Source organism: Thalassococcus halodurans (assembly GCF_900108225.1).
GTDB lineage: Bacteria > Pseudomonadota > Alphaproteobacteria > Rhodobacterales > Rhodobacteraceae > Thalassococcus > Thalassococcus halodurans.
Genome location: NZ_FNUZ01000002.1, coordinates 343,713 through 360,382, shown reverse-complemented (window position 1 = coordinate 360,382; position 16,670 = coordinate 343,713). Strand labels below are relative to the sequence as shown.

Here is a 16,670-nt window from a genome sequence, read left to right as displayed (position 1 = left end):
CCTTACCAACGCCCGCTGAGCGACGACCAACTAAGCATTGCCGTCTCGGAAAGACCGGACAGACCAAGTGCGCCCTCAGCCACCAACGACGGCGTTTTGACCACCTGTTTCAGCACCTTCTCGGCTTTACGCGCGCCCAGAAACGCAGCACGTGCCTTGGCTGAAACAGCCGAGTTTTGCGCACGTGCACGTTTCAACCGTGCCAGACCGTCCGCTGCCAAAGCCCCAATCGCGTCGGGCCGTCCATCGACCAAGGGTTTGCGCCCTTGATTTTCAAGCTCTGGAATAGCAGCGAAATAGCTGGCCAATCCCATGGCATAACCCGCATCAATTGCCACATCGCGCGGAGCGCCGCCCAACGCGCAAGCTGCTGCATAGGTCAGATGCCCAGCGGTTTCTTCCAGATACTGGGTGAAGTGCGCCGCATCCTCGAACGGGTCGCGATAGATGTCCCAACGACGGGCGGCGACCAGACGCTCCAGATCTTTCGCCAACTCGGGCGTCAGCACTTGCGCCAAGGGTGTCACCACCTCGTGCCGCCGCACAATGCCGCGATCCGCGATTTCGCCCAAAGCATCGCGCCACCACTGAAGACGCATTTCCGCGATCATCGGTTCTTTCGTAAGCCACGGCGCGCGGGCCACTTCGACGTTGAACGCATAGATCGGAAACAGAACCGCGCGTGCAGACACCGGTGCCGCCATGGCATAACGGAACCGATGCGGATCGCCCTTTTGCACCAAGGCGGCGCAGGCGTTCAGATCGTCTGAGAATTCGGGCTTGCTCATGCTAGCGGGTCCTGCGGTCGCGTTCAGGCGGTGTCGCGCACCAATTTCCAGCGCACTGCATCCAGCAGCGCCTCGAAACTTGCATCTACTATGTTCGCGCTCACGCCAACGGTGGACCAACGGCGCCCTTGCCCGTCTTCGCTGTCGATGATGACGCGCGTGACGGCCTCGGTCCCGCCTTGGGTGATGCGAACCTTGAAGTCGACCAGACGCATGTCTTCAATCAATTCCTGATACTGCCCAAGGTCTTTGGCCAAGGCTTTGGACAACGCGTTCACAGGGCCACGGTCCGATCCGGTTTCATCCATGCTTTCGCTGACCGACAGCTTCTTTTCTCCATCGACTTTCAGAACGACAACGGCCTCGGACAACGACACCATCTTGTTGTGTTTGTTTTTCCGGCGCTCGACCGTCACACGGTAGCGTTTGACCTCAAAGAAATGCGGCAGTTGACCGATTTCTTCACGCGCCAGCAATTCGAACGACGCCTGAGCCGTGTCGTAGGAATAGCCCTCGGCCTCGCGGTTTTTGACCACCTCGAGGATGCGGGCCAAAGCGGGATCGCCTGCTTCGATCTGAATTCCCGCCTCGGACAGGCGTTTACGCAAATTGGACTGACCCGCCTGATTGGACATCGGGATCACACGGCGGTTGCCGACCAGCGCCGGTTCGATGTGTTCGTAGGTCGACGGGTTTTTCAGGATTGCACTGGCATGCAGGCCCGCCTTGTGGGCGAACGCCGAAGACCCCACGTAGGCCAACTGTTTCTGCGGCACGCGGTTCAGGATTTCGTCCAGCATACGGCTGATGCGCGTTACGCCTTCCAGCGCTTCATCGCTGATGCCTGTTTCCAGCTGACTGCGGTACGGTTCTTTCAGAACAAGCGTCGGAATGATCGACAACAGGTTCGCGTTGCCACAGCGCTCGCCAAGCCCGTTCAGCGTGCCCTGAATTTGGCGGACACCTGCATCGACGGCGGCCAAGGAACAGGCCACGGCGGTTTCTGTGTCATTATGGGTGTGAATGCCCAGATGATCGCCCGGAATGCCCGCGGCGATAACCTCGGTCACAATCTGATGCACTTCGCTGGGCAACGTGCCTCCGTTGGTGTCGCACAAAACGATCCAACGGGCCCCTGCATCCTGCGCGGCGCGCAGACATTCGAGCGCATAGTCAGGATTGGCTTTGTAGCCATCAAAGAAGTGTTCAGCGTCAAACAACGCCTCGCGGCCTTGCGCGATACAGTGGGCAATCGACGCTCGGATGTTTTCAACGTTTTCGTCCAGCGAGATGCCAAGCGCTTCACGCACGTGAAAGTCGTGGCTTTTGCCCACCAGACACACGCAAGGCGTACCAGCATTCAGAACCGCTGCCAGCACGTCGTCATTTTCAGCCGAACGCCCTGCCCGTTTGGTCATACCAAAGGCCGTCATACGCGCCTTGGTGTGGTCAACCTGATCAAAGAACGCGCTGTCCGTCGGGTTTGCGCCAGGCCAACCGCCCTCGATGTAGTCGACCCCCAAAGCATCCAGTTCCGCCGTGATCCGAAGCTTATCAGATGTCGAAAACTGTACGCCTTGCGTTTGCTGGCCGTCGCGCAGCGTGGTGTCGTAGAGGTACAGGCGTTCTTTGCTCATTAGTCCACATCCACCAGTTTGGCCGCATCAAAGCCCGCGCCTGCGATTAGCTCGACACCAGCCTTGGACATGCGCACCTCGACCCCTGCATCGAGCAGCATGGTTTTCAATGCATCGACTTGCGAGAAATCCTTGGTCTGCATCGCTGTTTCGCGCGCCGTCGCCAGCTTGTTTTCCCACGCAGACAGATCCGCCGCCGGGGCAATCCAGCCGCCCAATTCGTCGGTCAAAAGCCCGATGAACTGCGCGCCTGCTTTCAGGCCAGCCGCATCGCCGTGTGAGGCAAGACGGTGAAGGACAGTGAGCGCGCCAGCGGTGTTCAGATCGTCGGAGACTGCTGCGATCACATCCTCAGGAATCGCGCCCGCAGCCACATCCGCCGTCATCGCGCGCCATTTACGCAATGTAGCCTCGGCCTCGGCCCGTTTCTTTTCGGTCCAGTCCATGGGTTTGCGGTAATGCGTGGACAGCATGACAAAGCGGATCACTTCGCCCGGAACGCCCTGTTCCAGCAGATCATGCACGGTAAAGAAGTTGCCCAAGGACTTGGACATCTTCTTGCCCTCGACCTGAAGCATTTCGTTATGCAGCCAGGTTTTCGCAAAATCTGTTCCCGGATTCACGCAGCAGCTTTGCGCGATTTCGTTTTCATGGTGCGGGAACATCAGATCGTTGCCGCCTCCGTGAATGTCGAACTCAACACCCAAAAGCGCCTCGGACATTGCCGAGCATTCAATATGCCAACCCGGACGGCCACGGCCCCATGGGCTGTCCCAACCGGGCAGATCATCGCTGGACGGTTTCCAAAGGACAAAATCCATCGGGTTCTTTTTGTAAGGCGCAACTTCGACCCGCGCACCGGCGATCATGTCATCGACAGACCGGCCCGACAGCGCGCCGTATTCGTTGAAGCTATCGACAGAAAACAGCGCATGGCCCTCGGCAGCATAAGCATGGCCCTGTTCAATCAGCTTTTCGATCATCGCGATCATTTCACCGATATAGGCCGTTGCGCGCGGTTCATGGTCAGGGCGCATGGCCCCCAGTGCATCCATGTCTTCATGGTACCACGCGATGGTTTCTTCCGACCGTTCCGCGATCAGCTGTTCAAGTGTACCTTCTGCGCCTGCCTCTTTGCGTTTGCGGGCGGTTTCGTTGATGCGATCATCCACATCGGTAAAGTTGCGCACATAGGTCACGTGATCCGCGCCGTAGGTTTCGCGCAGCAGACGGTAGAGCACATCAAACACCAACACCGGACGCGCATTTCCAAGATGCGCGCGGTCATACACCGTCGGCCCACAGACATACATCCGCACGTTTTCCGGATCGATTGGGGCAAAGACCTCTTTTTCGCGGGTCTTCGAGTTGGTCAGCCTGATCGTCATAGTCTCGGGTCCTTACGGCCTTCTGGTCGCGGCGGGCTTAGCAACTTCGGATCAAAGAGGAAATAGGAGAGCGGCCCGCAAGATAACTTAGCAGGGAATAATACAGCAGCGAATGATTGCCAGTGTGCTCATAGGCGGACGGTAACACCGAGGTGATCATCCGACAAGAAACTTCGACATGGACGCTGTTCGAATTCTGGCGCAGAAAAGCGCGGTGAATTTCAGGGGGCCATGTATGCCGGAATTGTCCAATCGCATTACAACACTCAACAACGGTGGGACCGACGGCTGGGACGTGTTTTACAAAGCGCGCCGTCGCGTGGCTGCAGGTGAAAAAATCACCGAACTGACGATTGGCGAACCGGACGACAAAACTGACCCAGAAATCCTTGAGGCAATGCACCAATCGGCCATAGGCGGCCACACGGGATATGCCGCTGTTCCCGGGACGCCGGAATTGCGCGAGGCCGTGGCGAAACGCGTTGCCGCACAAAGCGGCGTACCGACGACTTCGGATAACGTTTTGATCACCCCCGGCGCTCAGGCCGCGCTGTTTGCAGCGCATCTCTGTGCATGTGATGCGGGCGATACCGCGCTTTATATTGATCCCTATTACGTAACCTACCCCGGGTCGATCCGTGGGGCGGGTGCCGTGCCCCATGCCATCGTGACAGCGCCTGAAAACGGGTTCTGTCCAACGGCCATCCAGTTGTCTGAAACGCCCGAAGCGTCCTCGCTTCTGATCAACACACCGAACAACCCCACCGGCACGGTCTATGACGCGAACACATTAGAAGCGATCTGCGGTTTTGTGCGCGATCGGGACATGTGGCTGATTTCCGACGAAGTTTACAGCACGCAGGTCTGGGAAGGCGCGCACATAAGCCCCCGGGCACTGCCCGACATGGCGAACCGAACGCTGCAGATCGGGTCCATGTCGAAAAGCCATGCCATGACAGGCAGTCGCGTAGGCTGGCTAATCGGCCCAGAAGAGGCCATTGCCCACTTGGCCGATCTGGCCATTGTCACGACCTACGGTGTGCCAGGCTACATTCAGGACGCAGCAGTCTTTGCATTGGCCCAAGGCAAAGGACTTGAGGATAAACACGCCAAACCGTTCGAACGCCGCAAGAATATCGCGATGCGTTTGCTGAGCGGATCAAAAGTGATCCAAGTGATCCCTCCGATGGGCGCGATGTACATGATGCTGGATATTCGCTCGACGGGCTTGAGCGGCGAAGAGTTTGCCCATCGTTTGCTGGATGAACGCGACATCGCCGTCATGCCGGGCGAAAGCTTTGGTCAGGCCGCTGCCGGTCATATTCGCGTGGCGATGACGGTTGACGATCAGACGTTTGAACAGGCAATCTCGACCCTACGAGAATTTGCAGAAAGCCTTTGAAATGACGAAAGATGTCGGCGCGATATTTCGTGCGCTCCACCAGAAAGGAAACCCCTTTATCCTAGCAAACGCATGGGATGCGGGATCAGCCAAAATGCTGGCCGCATTGGGTGCCGACGCGATCGGAACATCATCTGCCGCGCACGCATTTACGCTTGGCCGTCCGGATATGGGCAATGTCACACGGGACGAGGCGTTAGCACATGCACAAGAGCTTATTTCCGCGGTGACCCTTCCGGTGTCGGGCGATTTTGAAAACGGCTTTGGCGAAGCGCCCGAGGAATGCGCCGAAACGGTGCGCCTGTCAGCCGAGGTCGGCTTGGCTGGCATCTCGATCGAAGACACCGCTTTGCCAGACACTGGCGTCTACGATTACGATCTTGCCGTCGACCGCATCCGTGCGGCCGCCAGTGCGGCGCGTGCGTTGCCGAATGACTTTATCCTCTGTGCCCGCGCAGACGGCGTGATGAATGGCGTCTATGATCTGGCGGAAGGCATCCGGCGCATTCAAGGTTTTGAAGCCGCAGGCGCGGATTGCGTCTACATCCCCTGCCCGCCTTCGTTTGAAGATTTGAAAACCATCTGCTCCTCGGTCTCGGTTCCCGTGAACGCGTTGGTCGTCGGCCAGATGACCAAGCATAAACGCGATGAGTTCGCCAATGCAGGCATCGCACGGCTGTCACTTGGATCGGCTGTCGCAAGGGCAACGCACAAGGTCATTTTTGATGCGGCCACTGCCATGTTCCAAGACGACGATTTCTCTGCTCTGGGCAATGTGATTTCCGGCAGCGAAGTCGACAAGCTTCTGACATGAGCAGCCCGGTATCTTCGATCAAAAATCTTGGGCCTGCCGTTGAACAAGCCTGCGCCCGCGCGGGCATCAACAGCGCCGAGGAATTGCGCGATCTTGGGGCGGATGAGGCCTATCGCAGACTTTTGCAATCTGGCACCAAGCCGCATTTCATCGGGTATTACGTGATGCACATGGCGTTGCAGGGGCGGCCATGGAATGATTGCAAAGGTAAAGAAAAGGACGATCTGAGGATCACCTTTGATGCCATCTGCGCCGAATTCAAAGGCAGCAAGGCCAGCCATAAATCAGAGTTTGAAAAGGTATTGAACGAAATCGGCGTCCTGCCTGCAAACCCTGCCTGAACGTAAAAGGGCTGCCCATTTGGACAGCCCCAATTCGTTCCGGATTGAAACGGTGGCTTAGCCGACCAGTTCCAGACCCGAGAAGAAGTACGCGATTTCAACAGCCGCTGTTTCCGGCGCGTCCGAACCGTGAACCGAGTTCTCGCCTACGGATTCCGCGAACTCAGCGCGGATGGTGCCCGGTGCCGCGTCGGCAGGGTTTGTTGCGCCCATAACTTCGCGGTTTTTCGCGATTGCGCCTTCACCTTCCAGAACCTGAACAACAACAGGTGCGGATGCCATGAATTCGCACAGTTCGTCGTAGAAGGGACGCTCGGCGTGTACTTCGTAGAACTTGCCAGCCTGTGCTTTTGTCAGGTGGATGCGTTTCTGTGCAACGATGCGCAGACCAGCTTCTTCGAACTTGGCGTTGATTTTGCCAGTCAGGTTACGCTTGGTTGCGTCGGGTTTGATGATCGAGAATGTGCGTTCAAGCGCCATTGGAAACCTCAATAGTTAGGGACACGTCCGGCCCTACCGGACAATTGCGGCCCCCGTACCATGGCCCACGCGTCTTGAAAACACAGATTTTGCGCGAAAGTCGTCACAACTGCCGTGATCTGGCGGATGATCCGTCTTTCGGTGGCCGAAAGGCTCTGCTAAGCGCGGGTCATGCTACGGATCAAAGACATCTCATATTCGGTCGAAGGCCGCCCTTTGCTGGTCGAAGCTTCTGCCACCATTCCTGCCGGTCATAAGGTCGGCGTCGTCGGAGCCAATGGCACCGGTAAAACAACGCTTTTCCGCCTGATCAGGGGGGAATTGACGCTGGATGGCGGAACCATTGAACTGCCCGAACGCTCCAAAGTGGGCGGCGTCGCGCAAGAGGTGCCATCGTCCGAGACGTCGTTGATCGATACCGTTCTATCAGCCGATACCGAACGCGCGTCGCTTATGGCCGAGGCAGAAACCGCTAGTGATCCTGACCGGATCGCAGAGATCCAGACACGGCTCAGCGATATTGATGCATGGTCGGCTGAAGCTCGCGCCAGTGCGATCCTGAAAGGTCTGGGTTTTGACGACGAACAACAGCGCATGCCATGTTCGGCCTTTTCCGGTGGATGGCGTATGCGCGTCGCGTTGGCGGGTGTTCTGCTTGCGCAGCCCGATCTGCTGCTGCTCGACGAACCGACCAACTATCTGGACCTTGAAGGTGCGCTCTGGCTTGAGGCCTATCTGGCGAAATATCCGCACACCGTCCTGATCATTTCCCACGACCGTGGGCTCCTGAACCGAGCTGTTGGCGGTATTCTGCATCTGTCCGAGAAAAAGCTGACGTTCTGGCAAGGCCCGTACGACCAGTTCGCCCGCCAGCGTGCTGAACGTCATGCCGTTCTGGCCGCTCAGGCGCGCAAACAACAGGCGCGTAAGGACCACCTGCAAAGCTTTGTGGACCGCTTCCGCGCCAAGGCATCCAAGGCCAAACAGGCGCAAGCACGTTTGAAGATGATCGAGAAGATGGACACAATCGCTCTGCCGGAAGAAGCCGAAAAGCGTGTCTTCACATTCCCACAGCCGGATGAGCTTTCGCCGCCGATCATTCATCTGGAAAACGGCGTGACAGGTTATGGCGATACCGTTGTTCTGAAAAACCTGAACCTGCGGATCGACCAGGACGACCGCATTGCGTTGCTGGGTAAGAACGGCGAAGGGAAATCCACGCTGTCCAAACTGCTGTCGGACCGCCTGCCGCTCATGGCTGGTCGCAAGACGGCATCATCGAAGCTGCGCATCGGCTATTTCGCCCAGCATCAGGTTGATGAGTTGTTTATCGACGAAACACCGCTGCAGCACCTGCAACGCGAACGCCCCGAAGTGCATCAGTCGAAACTACGTGCGCAACTGGCCGGTTTCGGTCTTGGCGCGGATCAGGCCGATACCGAGGTCGCGCGCCTGTCGGGCGGGCAAAAGGCCCGTCTGTCACTGCTTCTGGCCACGCTTGATGCGCCGCATATGCTGATCCTCGACGAACCGACCAACCACCTTGATATCGAAAGCCGCGAAGCGTTGGTCGAGGCGCTGACCGCCTATTCCGGCGCGGTCATTCTGGTCAGCCACGATATGCATTTGCTTAGCCTTGTGGCCGACCGCCTTTGGTTGGTCAAAGACGGCACAGTCAAACCGTACGAGGATGATCTTGAAGCTTACCGCCGGATGCTGTTGTCGCAGGACAAATCGGACAAGTCCGAAAAACCGAAAACGGCCAAAACGGTAAAACCCAGCCGCGACGCCATTCTTGCTGCCCGTTCGGAAGCCCGCAAATGCGAAGAGCGCGTCAAGAAGATCGAGGAAATGCGTGAAAAGCTGGCCGCCAAGCTGGCTGATCCTGACCTTTACGACAGCGCCAAAGCCGGCGAGTTGGAAGTCTGGAACAAAAAATACGCCGAGATCATGGAAGGTCTGGACCGCGCAGAAACGCTCTGGATGACTTCGATTGAAAAACTGGAAGCGTTGGAACAGGGTTAACCTGACCGCGAAAACCAAGAACGAGGCATCATGGACACCGCCTTTCTGATCAGCGCCTTTGCCACGCTTTTTGTGGTCATTGACCCTATTGGCCTGACGCCGATCTTTATTGCCCTGACCCAAGGCAGCAGCGCCAAACAGCGCCGCGCAATTGCGATCCGCGCCTGTGTGATCGCTTTTGGCATCCTCTGCCTGTTTACGTTTCTGGGTGAGCAGGTGCTGGGCTTTATCGGGATTTCAATGCCTGCCTTCCGGATCGCCGGTGGAATTCTGCTGTTCCTGACCGCTTTGGACATGCTGTTCGAACGGCGCACCAAACGGCGCGAGGACAAGGCCGATCATCCCGAAGACATGCCTGATCCGTCTGTGTTCCCCATCGCCATTCCGCTGATTGCCGGACCCGGCGCAATTGCGTCGATGATCCTGCTGACAGGTCAGTCGGATTCGCTGCTGAATACCTTTGCGGTGCTCGGCGTGATGCTGCTTGTGATTTTCATGGTTCTGGCCTTTTTTCTGATCTCGGGCTTTATTGAAAAGGCTTTGGGCCGCGTCGGGATCACTGTTGTGACGCGACTTCTGGGGATGCTTCTGGCCGCTTTGTCGGTTCAGTTCGTTCTGGATGGCCTGCGCGCCTTCGGGCTGGGCACGGGGTAGCCTTACATTTCAGCCCCTGCGTTCCTATTTGGATAACAAGGAATAAGGACTGAACATGAGCGCGGACGACACGGCCAACCTGTTATATCTATCGCTATTGGGCAGCGTGCTGATCTTCTGGTTTCTGGTTCAGAACCGGCGGTCACTGGGCAAAGTGCTACAACACGCCGCGATCTGGGCGCTGATCTTTCTTGGCGCGATTGCTGTTGTCGGGTTGTGGGATGATATCCGCCAGACAGTTGCACCACGTCAGACTGTTTTTGCCGAACAAGGGCGCATTGAAATCCCGCTATCCAGCGACGGACATTACTACGCGACCTTGAACATCAACGGACAACCCGTGCGCTTTATGATCGACACGGGTGCGACCGGAACCGTGCTTAGCCGTGATGATGCGACCCGTGTCGGCATCAGTCCCGACGACATGGCGTTCTTTTCTACAGCCATCACGGCAAATGGAACGGTGCGAACCGCGCCTGTCGTTCTGGCCAATGTCGACTTCGGGCCGTTTTCCGACCAAGGCGTCAACGCATATGTGAACGATTCTGAAATGCGGGATTCCTTGCTAGGAATGAGCTATCTCAACCGGTTTGACCGCCTTGAAATCAGCAACGGGCGCATGGTGCTTGAACGCTGATCAGCGTTCGGCCTTCTTTTCCCAGACACCGGATTCCTCAGACCAATATTGCGCCGAACAGCCTGCATCGGTCAGCGCCTTCCATTGAACGCGCGCATGCTGAACCGCGGCACCATCAGCCCCATCAAACAGGACGCAGACGCGCTCTAGTGCGTTTACCTCATCCGCGGTGATGTCCGCGCCGTGGACCGTCATCAAACAGGCCGAGTTATTCAGGTTGTTCATCCCGCAGGTCAGCAAAACAGGCTGATCGGCTGCGTTTTCCGATGTGTCCAAACCATGAGGAAGAAACCCCTCCTCGGGATGTTTCCACAGGCTGTCGTCCAGCCGCGCGATGCCATCCAGAGATGCCCCGCGCACGGTCACACGCCACCCTGCGCCCAATGCCTTGCCCAAAAGAATGGGCAAGGTGTGTTCCAACGGATTGCGCGTGAGATGATAGAAATAGGCCGCGCCCATCAGTCCTGCTCGTAATGGTCCGCGACCAGACGGTTCAGCGCCATAACGCCCCAACCTGTGGCGCCCTTACCAGAAAGCAAACGCTCAGATGGTACGTGGGCCACGCCAGCGATGTCGATGTGGATCCACGGAGTTTCGTCTTTGACGAACCGTTTCAGGAATTCCGCCGCCGTGATCGTGCCCGCCGGACGACCGCCCGAGTTCTTTACATCCGCCAAGGGTGTCTTGATCAGTTCGGCATAGCCGTTGCCCAAAGGCAGACGCCATGTGCCCTCGCCCTCTGCAGCAGCAGATTTTTCGTAGGATTTGGCGAACTCTTCATCATTGGCGAAATAAGCCGCGTTGTCGTGCCCAAGCGCGATGATGCAAGCGCCTGTCAGTGTCGCCAGGTCAATCATGCCTGCAGGTTTGAAGGTTTCCTGAGCGTACCAGAGCACATCGGCCAGAACCAAACGGCCCTCGGCATCCGTGTTCACGATCTCGATCGTGTCGCCCTTCATGGACTTCACGATATCGCCCGGGCGCGTCGCCTTACCGTCCGGCATATTTTCAACGATGCCGACCAGACCGACGACATTGGCCTTGGCTTTGCGCAAAGCCAGCGTTTTCATCACGCCAGCCACAACGCCCGCGCCGCCCATGTCCATGGTCATGGTTTCCATACCGGCCGAGGGCTTGATCGAAATACCGCCGGTATCAAAGACAACACCTTTACCGACCAAGGCCAAAGGCGCTTCGTCACCGCCACCGTTCCATTCCATGACGACCAGTTTGGCAGGGCTTTCGGACCCGATGCTGACCGACAGGAAGGATCCCATGCCCAGCTTTTCCATGTCGGCCTCTTCCAACACGGTTACCTTGACGCCCAAAGACTTGAGCGCCACCAGACGATTGGCAAATTCGGTGGTGGTCAAAACGTTGGCCGGTTCATTGACCAAATCACGTGTAAAGGTAACGCCTTGCGCAATCGCCAAGGCTGTTTCGGCTTTCGGCGCGACCTCATCGGGTTTCGAACAGTAAATGACGGCCGCCGCCAGAGGATCGGCCTTTTCAGATTTGTGATCGGTGAACTTGTAACCTTTCAGAGCAACACCCAAAGCGACGTCTTCGATCCGCGCTGTAGATTCGGCCAAGACAGTAACAGGGCTGCCGGCTGCCAATTTCGCGATAGTCGCGCCTGCCTTGCGGGCTTCTTCCTGCGCGGGCCGGCGCGGCAATTTGATCACCATAAGGGTTTCAGCGGCCATCCCCGTCGGAAAGCCCAGAGAAATGGCATCGCCCACCGACAGTTTTTCAAAACGATCAGACCCGACCACACGCGCAATCGCCCCCTTTGTCAGCCGGTTCAGACGCCGCGCGCCGGGGCTCATTTTGCCATCTGCTGGAATGAAGACGGATACAGAGCCTTCGGTTTCAGCCAACAGATCAAGATCAACTTCGGCAAAAGAAATATCGCGCAGTTCGGTCATGGAACTCTCCCGGTTCGAATTGTTTCCAACAGAGGTAAGGCGCTTCACCGCCGATGACCAGACCGACCTTTTACCTTGTCACGCAATCAGCTAGGGTCGCGCAACAAAACACCGTGGTCTTGGGGGGTCACTTGGCAAGATTCGACAGATACGTGCTGTCGCGCTTTATAATGCTGTTCAGCTTTTTCGCGCTGGTGCTTGTCTCAGTGTACTGGCTGAACCGTGCCGTGATCCTGTTTGACCGCCTGATTGCAGACGGTCATTCGGCGGCGGTGGTTCTGGAATTTACCGCCCTTAGCCTGCCGAACGTGGTGAAACTCGTCCTGCCAATTGCTGCGTTCGCGGGCACGGTTTACGTGACCAACCGCCTAAGCGCGGAATCGGAATTGACCGTCGTTCAGGCGACAGGGTTTTCACCGTGGCGTTTGGCACGCCCTGCTTTGTATTTCGGGCTTCTTGTTGCAGTGATCATGTCCGTTCTGACGCATTTTCTGGTGCCGCAAAGCCTTGGACAATTGCGCCAGCGTGAGGTTGAGCTGTCGCGTTCCATCAGCGCAAAACTCGTGCGTGAAGGCGTGTTTTTGCATCCCGCCTCTGGCGTGACATTCTTCATTCGCGAAATCACCGACGATGGCGAACTAAGGGACGTTTTGCTAGACGACCGCCGGACCGACGACCGGACAGTTACCTACACCGCGCAGTCCGCCTACCTGCTACGGGTCGAAGAAAGCGTACGACTGGTCATGGTGAATGGTCTGGCGCAAACGCTGAACAAGGAAACAAACCGTCTGTCTACGACGCAGTTTGACGACGTGACATATGACATCACCGCGATGGTCTCGGGCCGTGTCGGGCGTGTGGAGCGTCTTTATTCGACATCGACGTGGCGCTTGCTGTTCGACAAGGATGCCGTCGCTGAGGAAACCAAGTCGAGTTTGGGGGAAGTTGGCGAAGAATTGCATATGCGGTTCCAGCAACCCCTGTTGGGTCTGGTCGCGGCGATGATCGGGTTTTCATCCCTGATGATCGGCGGCTATTCGCGGTTCGGCGTTGGCAAGCAGATCGTTTTTGCCATTTTCCTTTTGGTGGTCGTGAAACTGGTCGAAGGTTCGATCGTCACACCAATACGCAGTGATGAGACGCTTTGGCCCCTAATCTACCTGCCCAGTCTGGTGGGCTTTGGTATGGTTGCAGCCCTTCTTCATAGTGCGAGCAAGCCCTTCCGGCCTGTCCGTCGCCGCAAGGACCATGACGAGGTGCCTGCATGACCCTGCATCTCTATTTTGCGAAACGGTTTCTTTTCGTCTTCTTGGGCATTCTGACAGTCTTTTTTCTTTTCCTCGCCCTGTTAGACCTGATCGAACAGTTGCGGCGATTTGAAGGCGATGCAGCTTTTGGATCGGTTCTGCAACTGACGCTGCTGAACATCCCGTCATCGCTATATGAAATGATGCCGCTGATCGTGATCCTTTCCTCTATCGGCGTGTTCCTGACATTGGCGCGCAGTTCGGAACTGGTTGTGGCGCGGGCTGCCGGGCGTTCCGGCTTGCTCTGCATCGCAGGCCCTGCTGTGGTGGCGCTGTTGATCGGCGTTGTGTCCGTCGCCGCCTTCAACCCGATCGTTGCCGCGACAAGCAAGCAATACAGCGAACTTTCCGAGAAGCTGGAAAATGGCGGACGCAATGTTCTGTCGATTGGCGCCGAGGGCCTTTGGCTGCGCCAAGGGGACGATGACGGACAAACCGTTATTCACGCCGCCCGCAGTAGCCCGTTGGCCACGACCCTGTTTGATGTCAGCTTCCTTGCTTATGACAACGAAAACGGTCCCTTCCGCCGCATCACCGCGCGATCCGCGAAACTGCAGGACGGTGTCTGGCAAATGTTTGGCGTGAAAATCTGGGATCTGGGTTTGGGCGGCAACCCCGAGGCCAATGCCACCAACTACATCTCTTATGAATTGCCATCGACGCTGACCGCCGAAGGCATTCGTGACCGGTTCGGCAAACCGTCTTCGGTGTCGATCTGGAACATGCCCAGCTTTATCGCGGGGCTTGAAACTGCTGGTTTTTCGGCCATCCGCTATGCTGTCTGGCTGAATATGGAATTGTCCCGTCCGGTCTTTCTTCTGTCCCTCGTTCTTGTGGGTGCGGCGTTCACAATGCGGCACACGCGGTTGGGGAACACAGGCATTTCCGTTCTGACTGCGGTTTTGGTCGGATTTGGTCTTTACTACATTCGGAACTTCGCCCAAATCCTAGGTGAGAACGGCCAGATCAACATGATCCTGGCGGCATGGATACCCCCCATTGCATCGTCGTTTCTTGCATTGGGGATCATCCTACACCGAGAGGATGGCTGATGCGGGCCTGGTTACCAGTTGTTGTTTTGCTTGGCCTGATGTCGCCAGTTTTCGCGCAAACAACCAATACATCCAGCATCGAAGAGCCCGCACCGCCCGCCTTGCTTCTGGCGGATCGGGTTTTTGTGGAAGACGGCAACCGCCTGATTGCCGAGGGCAACGTTGAAGCGCTGTACGAAGACACACGCCTGAACGCGGACAGGATCATATATGACCAGACCGCCGGTACACTTCTGATCGAGGGTCAGGTGCGGATCACAGACCCCAACGGCAACATTTTTCTGGCCGACAGTGCCGAAGTTGATGCCGAGTTGAAAAACGGTCTGCTGCGCGGAGCGCGTGTCGTACTGGATGAACAGTTACAGCTTGCTTCACTTGAGGCGCGACGTGTCGACGGGCGCTATACGCAGATGTCCAAAGTGGCAGTGACGTCCTGTCAGGTCTGCGGGCGCGATCAGGTTCCTCTTTGGCAAATTCGCGCGCGTCGTGTGATCCACGATGAAGTTGAAAAACAAATCTACTTCGATGAAGCGACCTTTCACATCCACAAGATTCCGGTGTTTTACGCGCCGCGACTTCGCATTCCCGATCCAAGTCTGAAACGTGCGCGTGGCTTTCTGACCCCGTCGATCCGGTCCTCCAGCCTTTTGGGCGTGGGGATCAAGCTGCCTTACTTTGTGCCGCTGGGCGATCATCAGGACCTGACGTTCACACCCTATCTGTCGCCCAATACCCGCACGCTAGAAACGCGCTACCGCCGTGCGTTCCGGTCTGGCGACATCGAAATCAACTCCGCCATCAGTCAGGATGACCTGACGTCTGACAACTGGCGTGGATATGTGTTTGGGACCGGCCTGTTCCGCCTGCCGCAGGACTTCAAGCTGAAGTTCGACTTCCAAACGACCAGCGACGATTCCTATCTGGACACCTACGGCTATTCCGGCGCCGACCGGCTAAAGTCCTCAATCGAAGTCAGCCGAACACGTCTGGACGAATATTTCAGTGCAGGCGTCATTCGCTATGAATCCCTGCGCGTTTCCGAAGACGATGATACCCAGCCTGCCCTGATTTTCGACGTCGAATACGAAAAGCGGCTGCATCCCAAGGCGCTGGGTGGGGAAATCCGTCTCGGGTTCAACGCGCACCACCACTATCGCACTTCTACTCTGGATGTAGATGGCAATGACGATGATACGTTGGTTGATGGCCGTGACATGACACGCATCTCGACCGAGATGTCATGGCATCGTCGCTGGACACTGGCCGGAGGTCTTCGCGCTGGGGTGTCCACCTATCTTTGGGCTGATCGCTATATGGTCGCTGAAGATGCAACGTCGCTGTCCGACGCGCAACAGATCACGCCTGCCGCCGCAGTTGAGCTGCGCTGGCCTTGGCGGAAAACAGGTGCTGACGGTGCGCGCTATCTGATTGAACCGGTAGCGCAGGCCGCCTGGGTCGGTGGCGAAAACTTAAATGTTGCCATCGACGAATCCACGCGCGTCGAATTTGATGAAGGCAACCTACTGGCCCTGTCGCGCTTTCCTGCCCAAGATCGCCGCGAACGTGGGCGCATAACAGCCATTGGCGTTCGCTGGTTGCGTGACACATCGGTTGGTTGGTCGGCTGGACTGACCATGGGCAAGATTTTCCGCGCAGACGAAGACGACGTCTTCTCACGCTCCTCCGGCCTTGCGGGCACATCATCCGATTTGCTTGTGTCGGGCTTTGTCCGCCATTCCGACGGTTTGATGTTCGGCGCACGCGGCCTGATCAACGAAGACGGTTCGGGCCTAAACAAGGCGGAATTGCGCGGCACATGGGAAAGTGATCGCATTGACCTGTCTGCATCTTATATCCTGTTGATCGAAGACGCGCTGGAAGAGCGTGACGCGGCGCAATCGGAATGGAGTTTTGACGGCGAATACCAGTTCAATCCCAGTTGGGCTGGCAGCAGCTACATGCGTTATGATGTTGCCGACGATCGTCTGGCCAAGGCAGGTTTAGGCCTGACTTACAGCACAGAATGCGTCGGTGTGAATTTTTCGGTCTCGCGCCGCTTTGCCTCTTCCGCTAACGTTGAGCCATCTACAGATTTCGGGCTCACCGTTGCGCTAAAGGGATTTAGTACAGGCGGCAGCGCCAAGGAGTATCGTCGAACATGTTCGAGCTTTTGAACCGCAAGAAAAACCACCGCAAAGCAAGCACCGCAATTGCAGT

15 protein-coding genes are annotated in these 16,670 nt (G+C 57.1%); 9 read left to right on the top strand and 6 right to left on the bottom strand.

The features are described 5' to 3' along the window. Window positions 1–2 precede the first annotated feature (2 nt). From C4S59_RS06755 to cysS, 3 genes are read right to left on the bottom strand one after another with little or no spacing between them, the layout of a single operon-like run. Window positions 3–788: a squalene/phytoene synthase family protein gene (locus tag C4S59_RS06755; protein WP_103909718.1), complete on the bottom strand. Its 786-nt coding sequence runs from the start codon at window positions 786–788 to the stop codon at window positions 3–5. Between the two features lie 23 nt (window positions 789–811). Next, complete coding sequence (cimA, locus tag C4S59_RS06750; protein WP_103909717.1) at window positions 812–2,425, bottom strand: citramalate synthase; 1,614 nt, start codon at window positions 2,423–2,425, stop codon at window positions 812–814. After that, window positions 2,425–3,813: a cysteine--tRNA ligase gene (cysS, locus tag C4S59_RS06745; RefSeq protein WP_103909716.1), complete on the bottom strand. Its 1,389-nt coding sequence runs from the start codon at window positions 3,811–3,813 to the stop codon at window positions 2,425–2,427. The genes cimA and cysS overlap by 1 nt, the downstream gene beginning before the upstream one ends. Window positions 3,814–4,048: 235 nt before the next feature. Here cysS and C4S59_RS06740 point away from each other — a divergent pair, with 235 nt between their 5' ends. The 3 genes from C4S59_RS06740 to C4S59_RS06730 are packed head-to-tail and all read left to right on the top strand — an operon-like array spanning window position 4,049 to window position 6,370. Continuing rightward, window positions 4,049–5,215 (top strand): pyridoxal phosphate-dependent aminotransferase, encoded by a 1,167-nt coding sequence (locus tag C4S59_RS06740; RefSeq protein WP_103909715.1) that lies wholly within the window; start codon window positions 4,049–4,051, stop codon window positions 5,213–5,215. A 1-nt stretch (window position 5,216) separates the two neighbouring features. Then, the gene (locus C4S59_RS06735; RefSeq protein ID WP_103909714.1) at window positions 5,217–6,029 is read left to right on the top strand and encodes an isocitrate lyase/PEP mutase family protein; all 813 of its coding nucleotides are present in this window, start codon (window positions 5,217–5,219) and stop codon (window positions 6,027–6,029) included. Continuing rightward, entirely contained in the window at window positions 6,026–6,370 is a 345-nt protein-coding gene (locus C4S59_RS06730; RefSeq protein ID WP_103909713.1) for a TfoX/Sxy family protein, read from the top strand. The genes C4S59_RS06735 and C4S59_RS06730 overlap by 4 nt, the downstream gene beginning before the upstream one ends. A 57-nt stretch (window positions 6,371–6,427) precedes the next feature. Here the strand turns inward: C4S59_RS06730 and ndk are convergent, their stop codons facing one another. Then, window positions 6,428–6,850, bottom strand: a complete 423-nt coding sequence (ndk, locus tag C4S59_RS06725) for a nucleoside-diphosphate kinase (protein ID WP_103909712.1) — start codon at window positions 6,848–6,850, stop codon at window positions 6,428–6,430. Window positions 6,851–7,021: 171 nt separating this feature from the next. Here ndk and C4S59_RS06720 point away from each other — a divergent pair, with 171 nt between their 5' ends. The 3 genes from C4S59_RS06720 to C4S59_RS06710 are packed head-to-tail and all read left to right on the top strand — an operon-like array spanning window position 7,022 to window position 10,166. Further along, window positions 7,022–8,875 (top strand): ABC-F family ATP-binding cassette domain-containing protein, encoded by a 1,854-nt coding sequence (locus tag C4S59_RS06720; protein WP_103909711.1) that lies wholly within the window; start codon window positions 7,022–7,024, stop codon window positions 8,873–8,875. Between the two features lie 30 nt (window positions 8,876–8,905). Further along, window positions 8,906–9,529: a MarC family protein gene (locus C4S59_RS06715; protein ID WP_103909710.1), complete on the top strand. Its 624-nt coding sequence runs from the start codon at window positions 8,906–8,908 to the stop codon at window positions 9,527–9,529. A gap of 55 nt (window positions 9,530–9,584) precedes the next feature. Next, complete coding sequence (locus C4S59_RS06710) at window positions 9,585–10,166, top strand: retropepsin-like aspartic protease family protein (RefSeq protein WP_103909709.1); 582 nt, start codon at window positions 9,585–9,587, stop codon at window positions 10,164–10,166. Here the strand turns inward: C4S59_RS06710 and C4S59_RS06705 are convergent, their stop codons facing one another. Next, window positions 10,167–10,625, bottom strand: coding sequence for a DNA polymerase III subunit chi (locus C4S59_RS06705; protein WP_103909708.1), 459 nt, complete (start codon window positions 10,623–10,625; stop codon window positions 10,167–10,169). It lies immediately after the preceding gene. After that, window positions 10,625–12,094: a leucyl aminopeptidase gene (locus tag C4S59_RS06700; RefSeq protein ID WP_103909707.1), complete on the bottom strand. Its 1,470-nt coding sequence runs from the start codon at window positions 12,092–12,094 to the stop codon at window positions 10,625–10,627. The genes C4S59_RS06705 and C4S59_RS06700 overlap by 1 nt, the downstream gene beginning before the upstream one ends. 131 nt (window positions 12,095–12,225) lie before the next feature. On the opposite strand from C4S59_RS06700, the gene lptF reads away from it, so the two are divergent. From lptF to C4S59_RS06685, 3 genes are read left to right on the top strand one after another with little or no spacing between them, the layout of a single operon-like run. After that, window positions 12,226–13,362, top strand: a complete 1,137-nt coding sequence (lptF, locus tag C4S59_RS06695) for an LPS export ABC transporter permease LptF (RefSeq protein WP_234994701.1) — start codon at window positions 12,226–12,228, stop codon at window positions 13,360–13,362. Then, window positions 13,359–14,453, top strand: a complete 1,095-nt coding sequence (lptG, locus tag C4S59_RS06690; RefSeq protein ID WP_103909705.1) for an LPS export ABC transporter permease LptG — start codon at window positions 13,359–13,361, stop codon at window positions 14,451–14,453. Before lptF ends, lptG begins: the two co-directional genes overlap by 4 nt. Beyond that, the gene (locus tag C4S59_RS06685; RefSeq protein ID WP_103909704.1) at window positions 14,453–16,627 is read left to right on the top strand and encodes an LPS-assembly protein LptD; all 2,175 of its coding nucleotides are present in this window, start codon (window positions 14,453–14,455) and stop codon (window positions 16,625–16,627) included. Before lptG ends, C4S59_RS06685 begins: the two co-directional genes overlap by 1 nt. The last annotated feature ends 43 nt before the right edge of the window (window positions 16,628–16,670 follow it).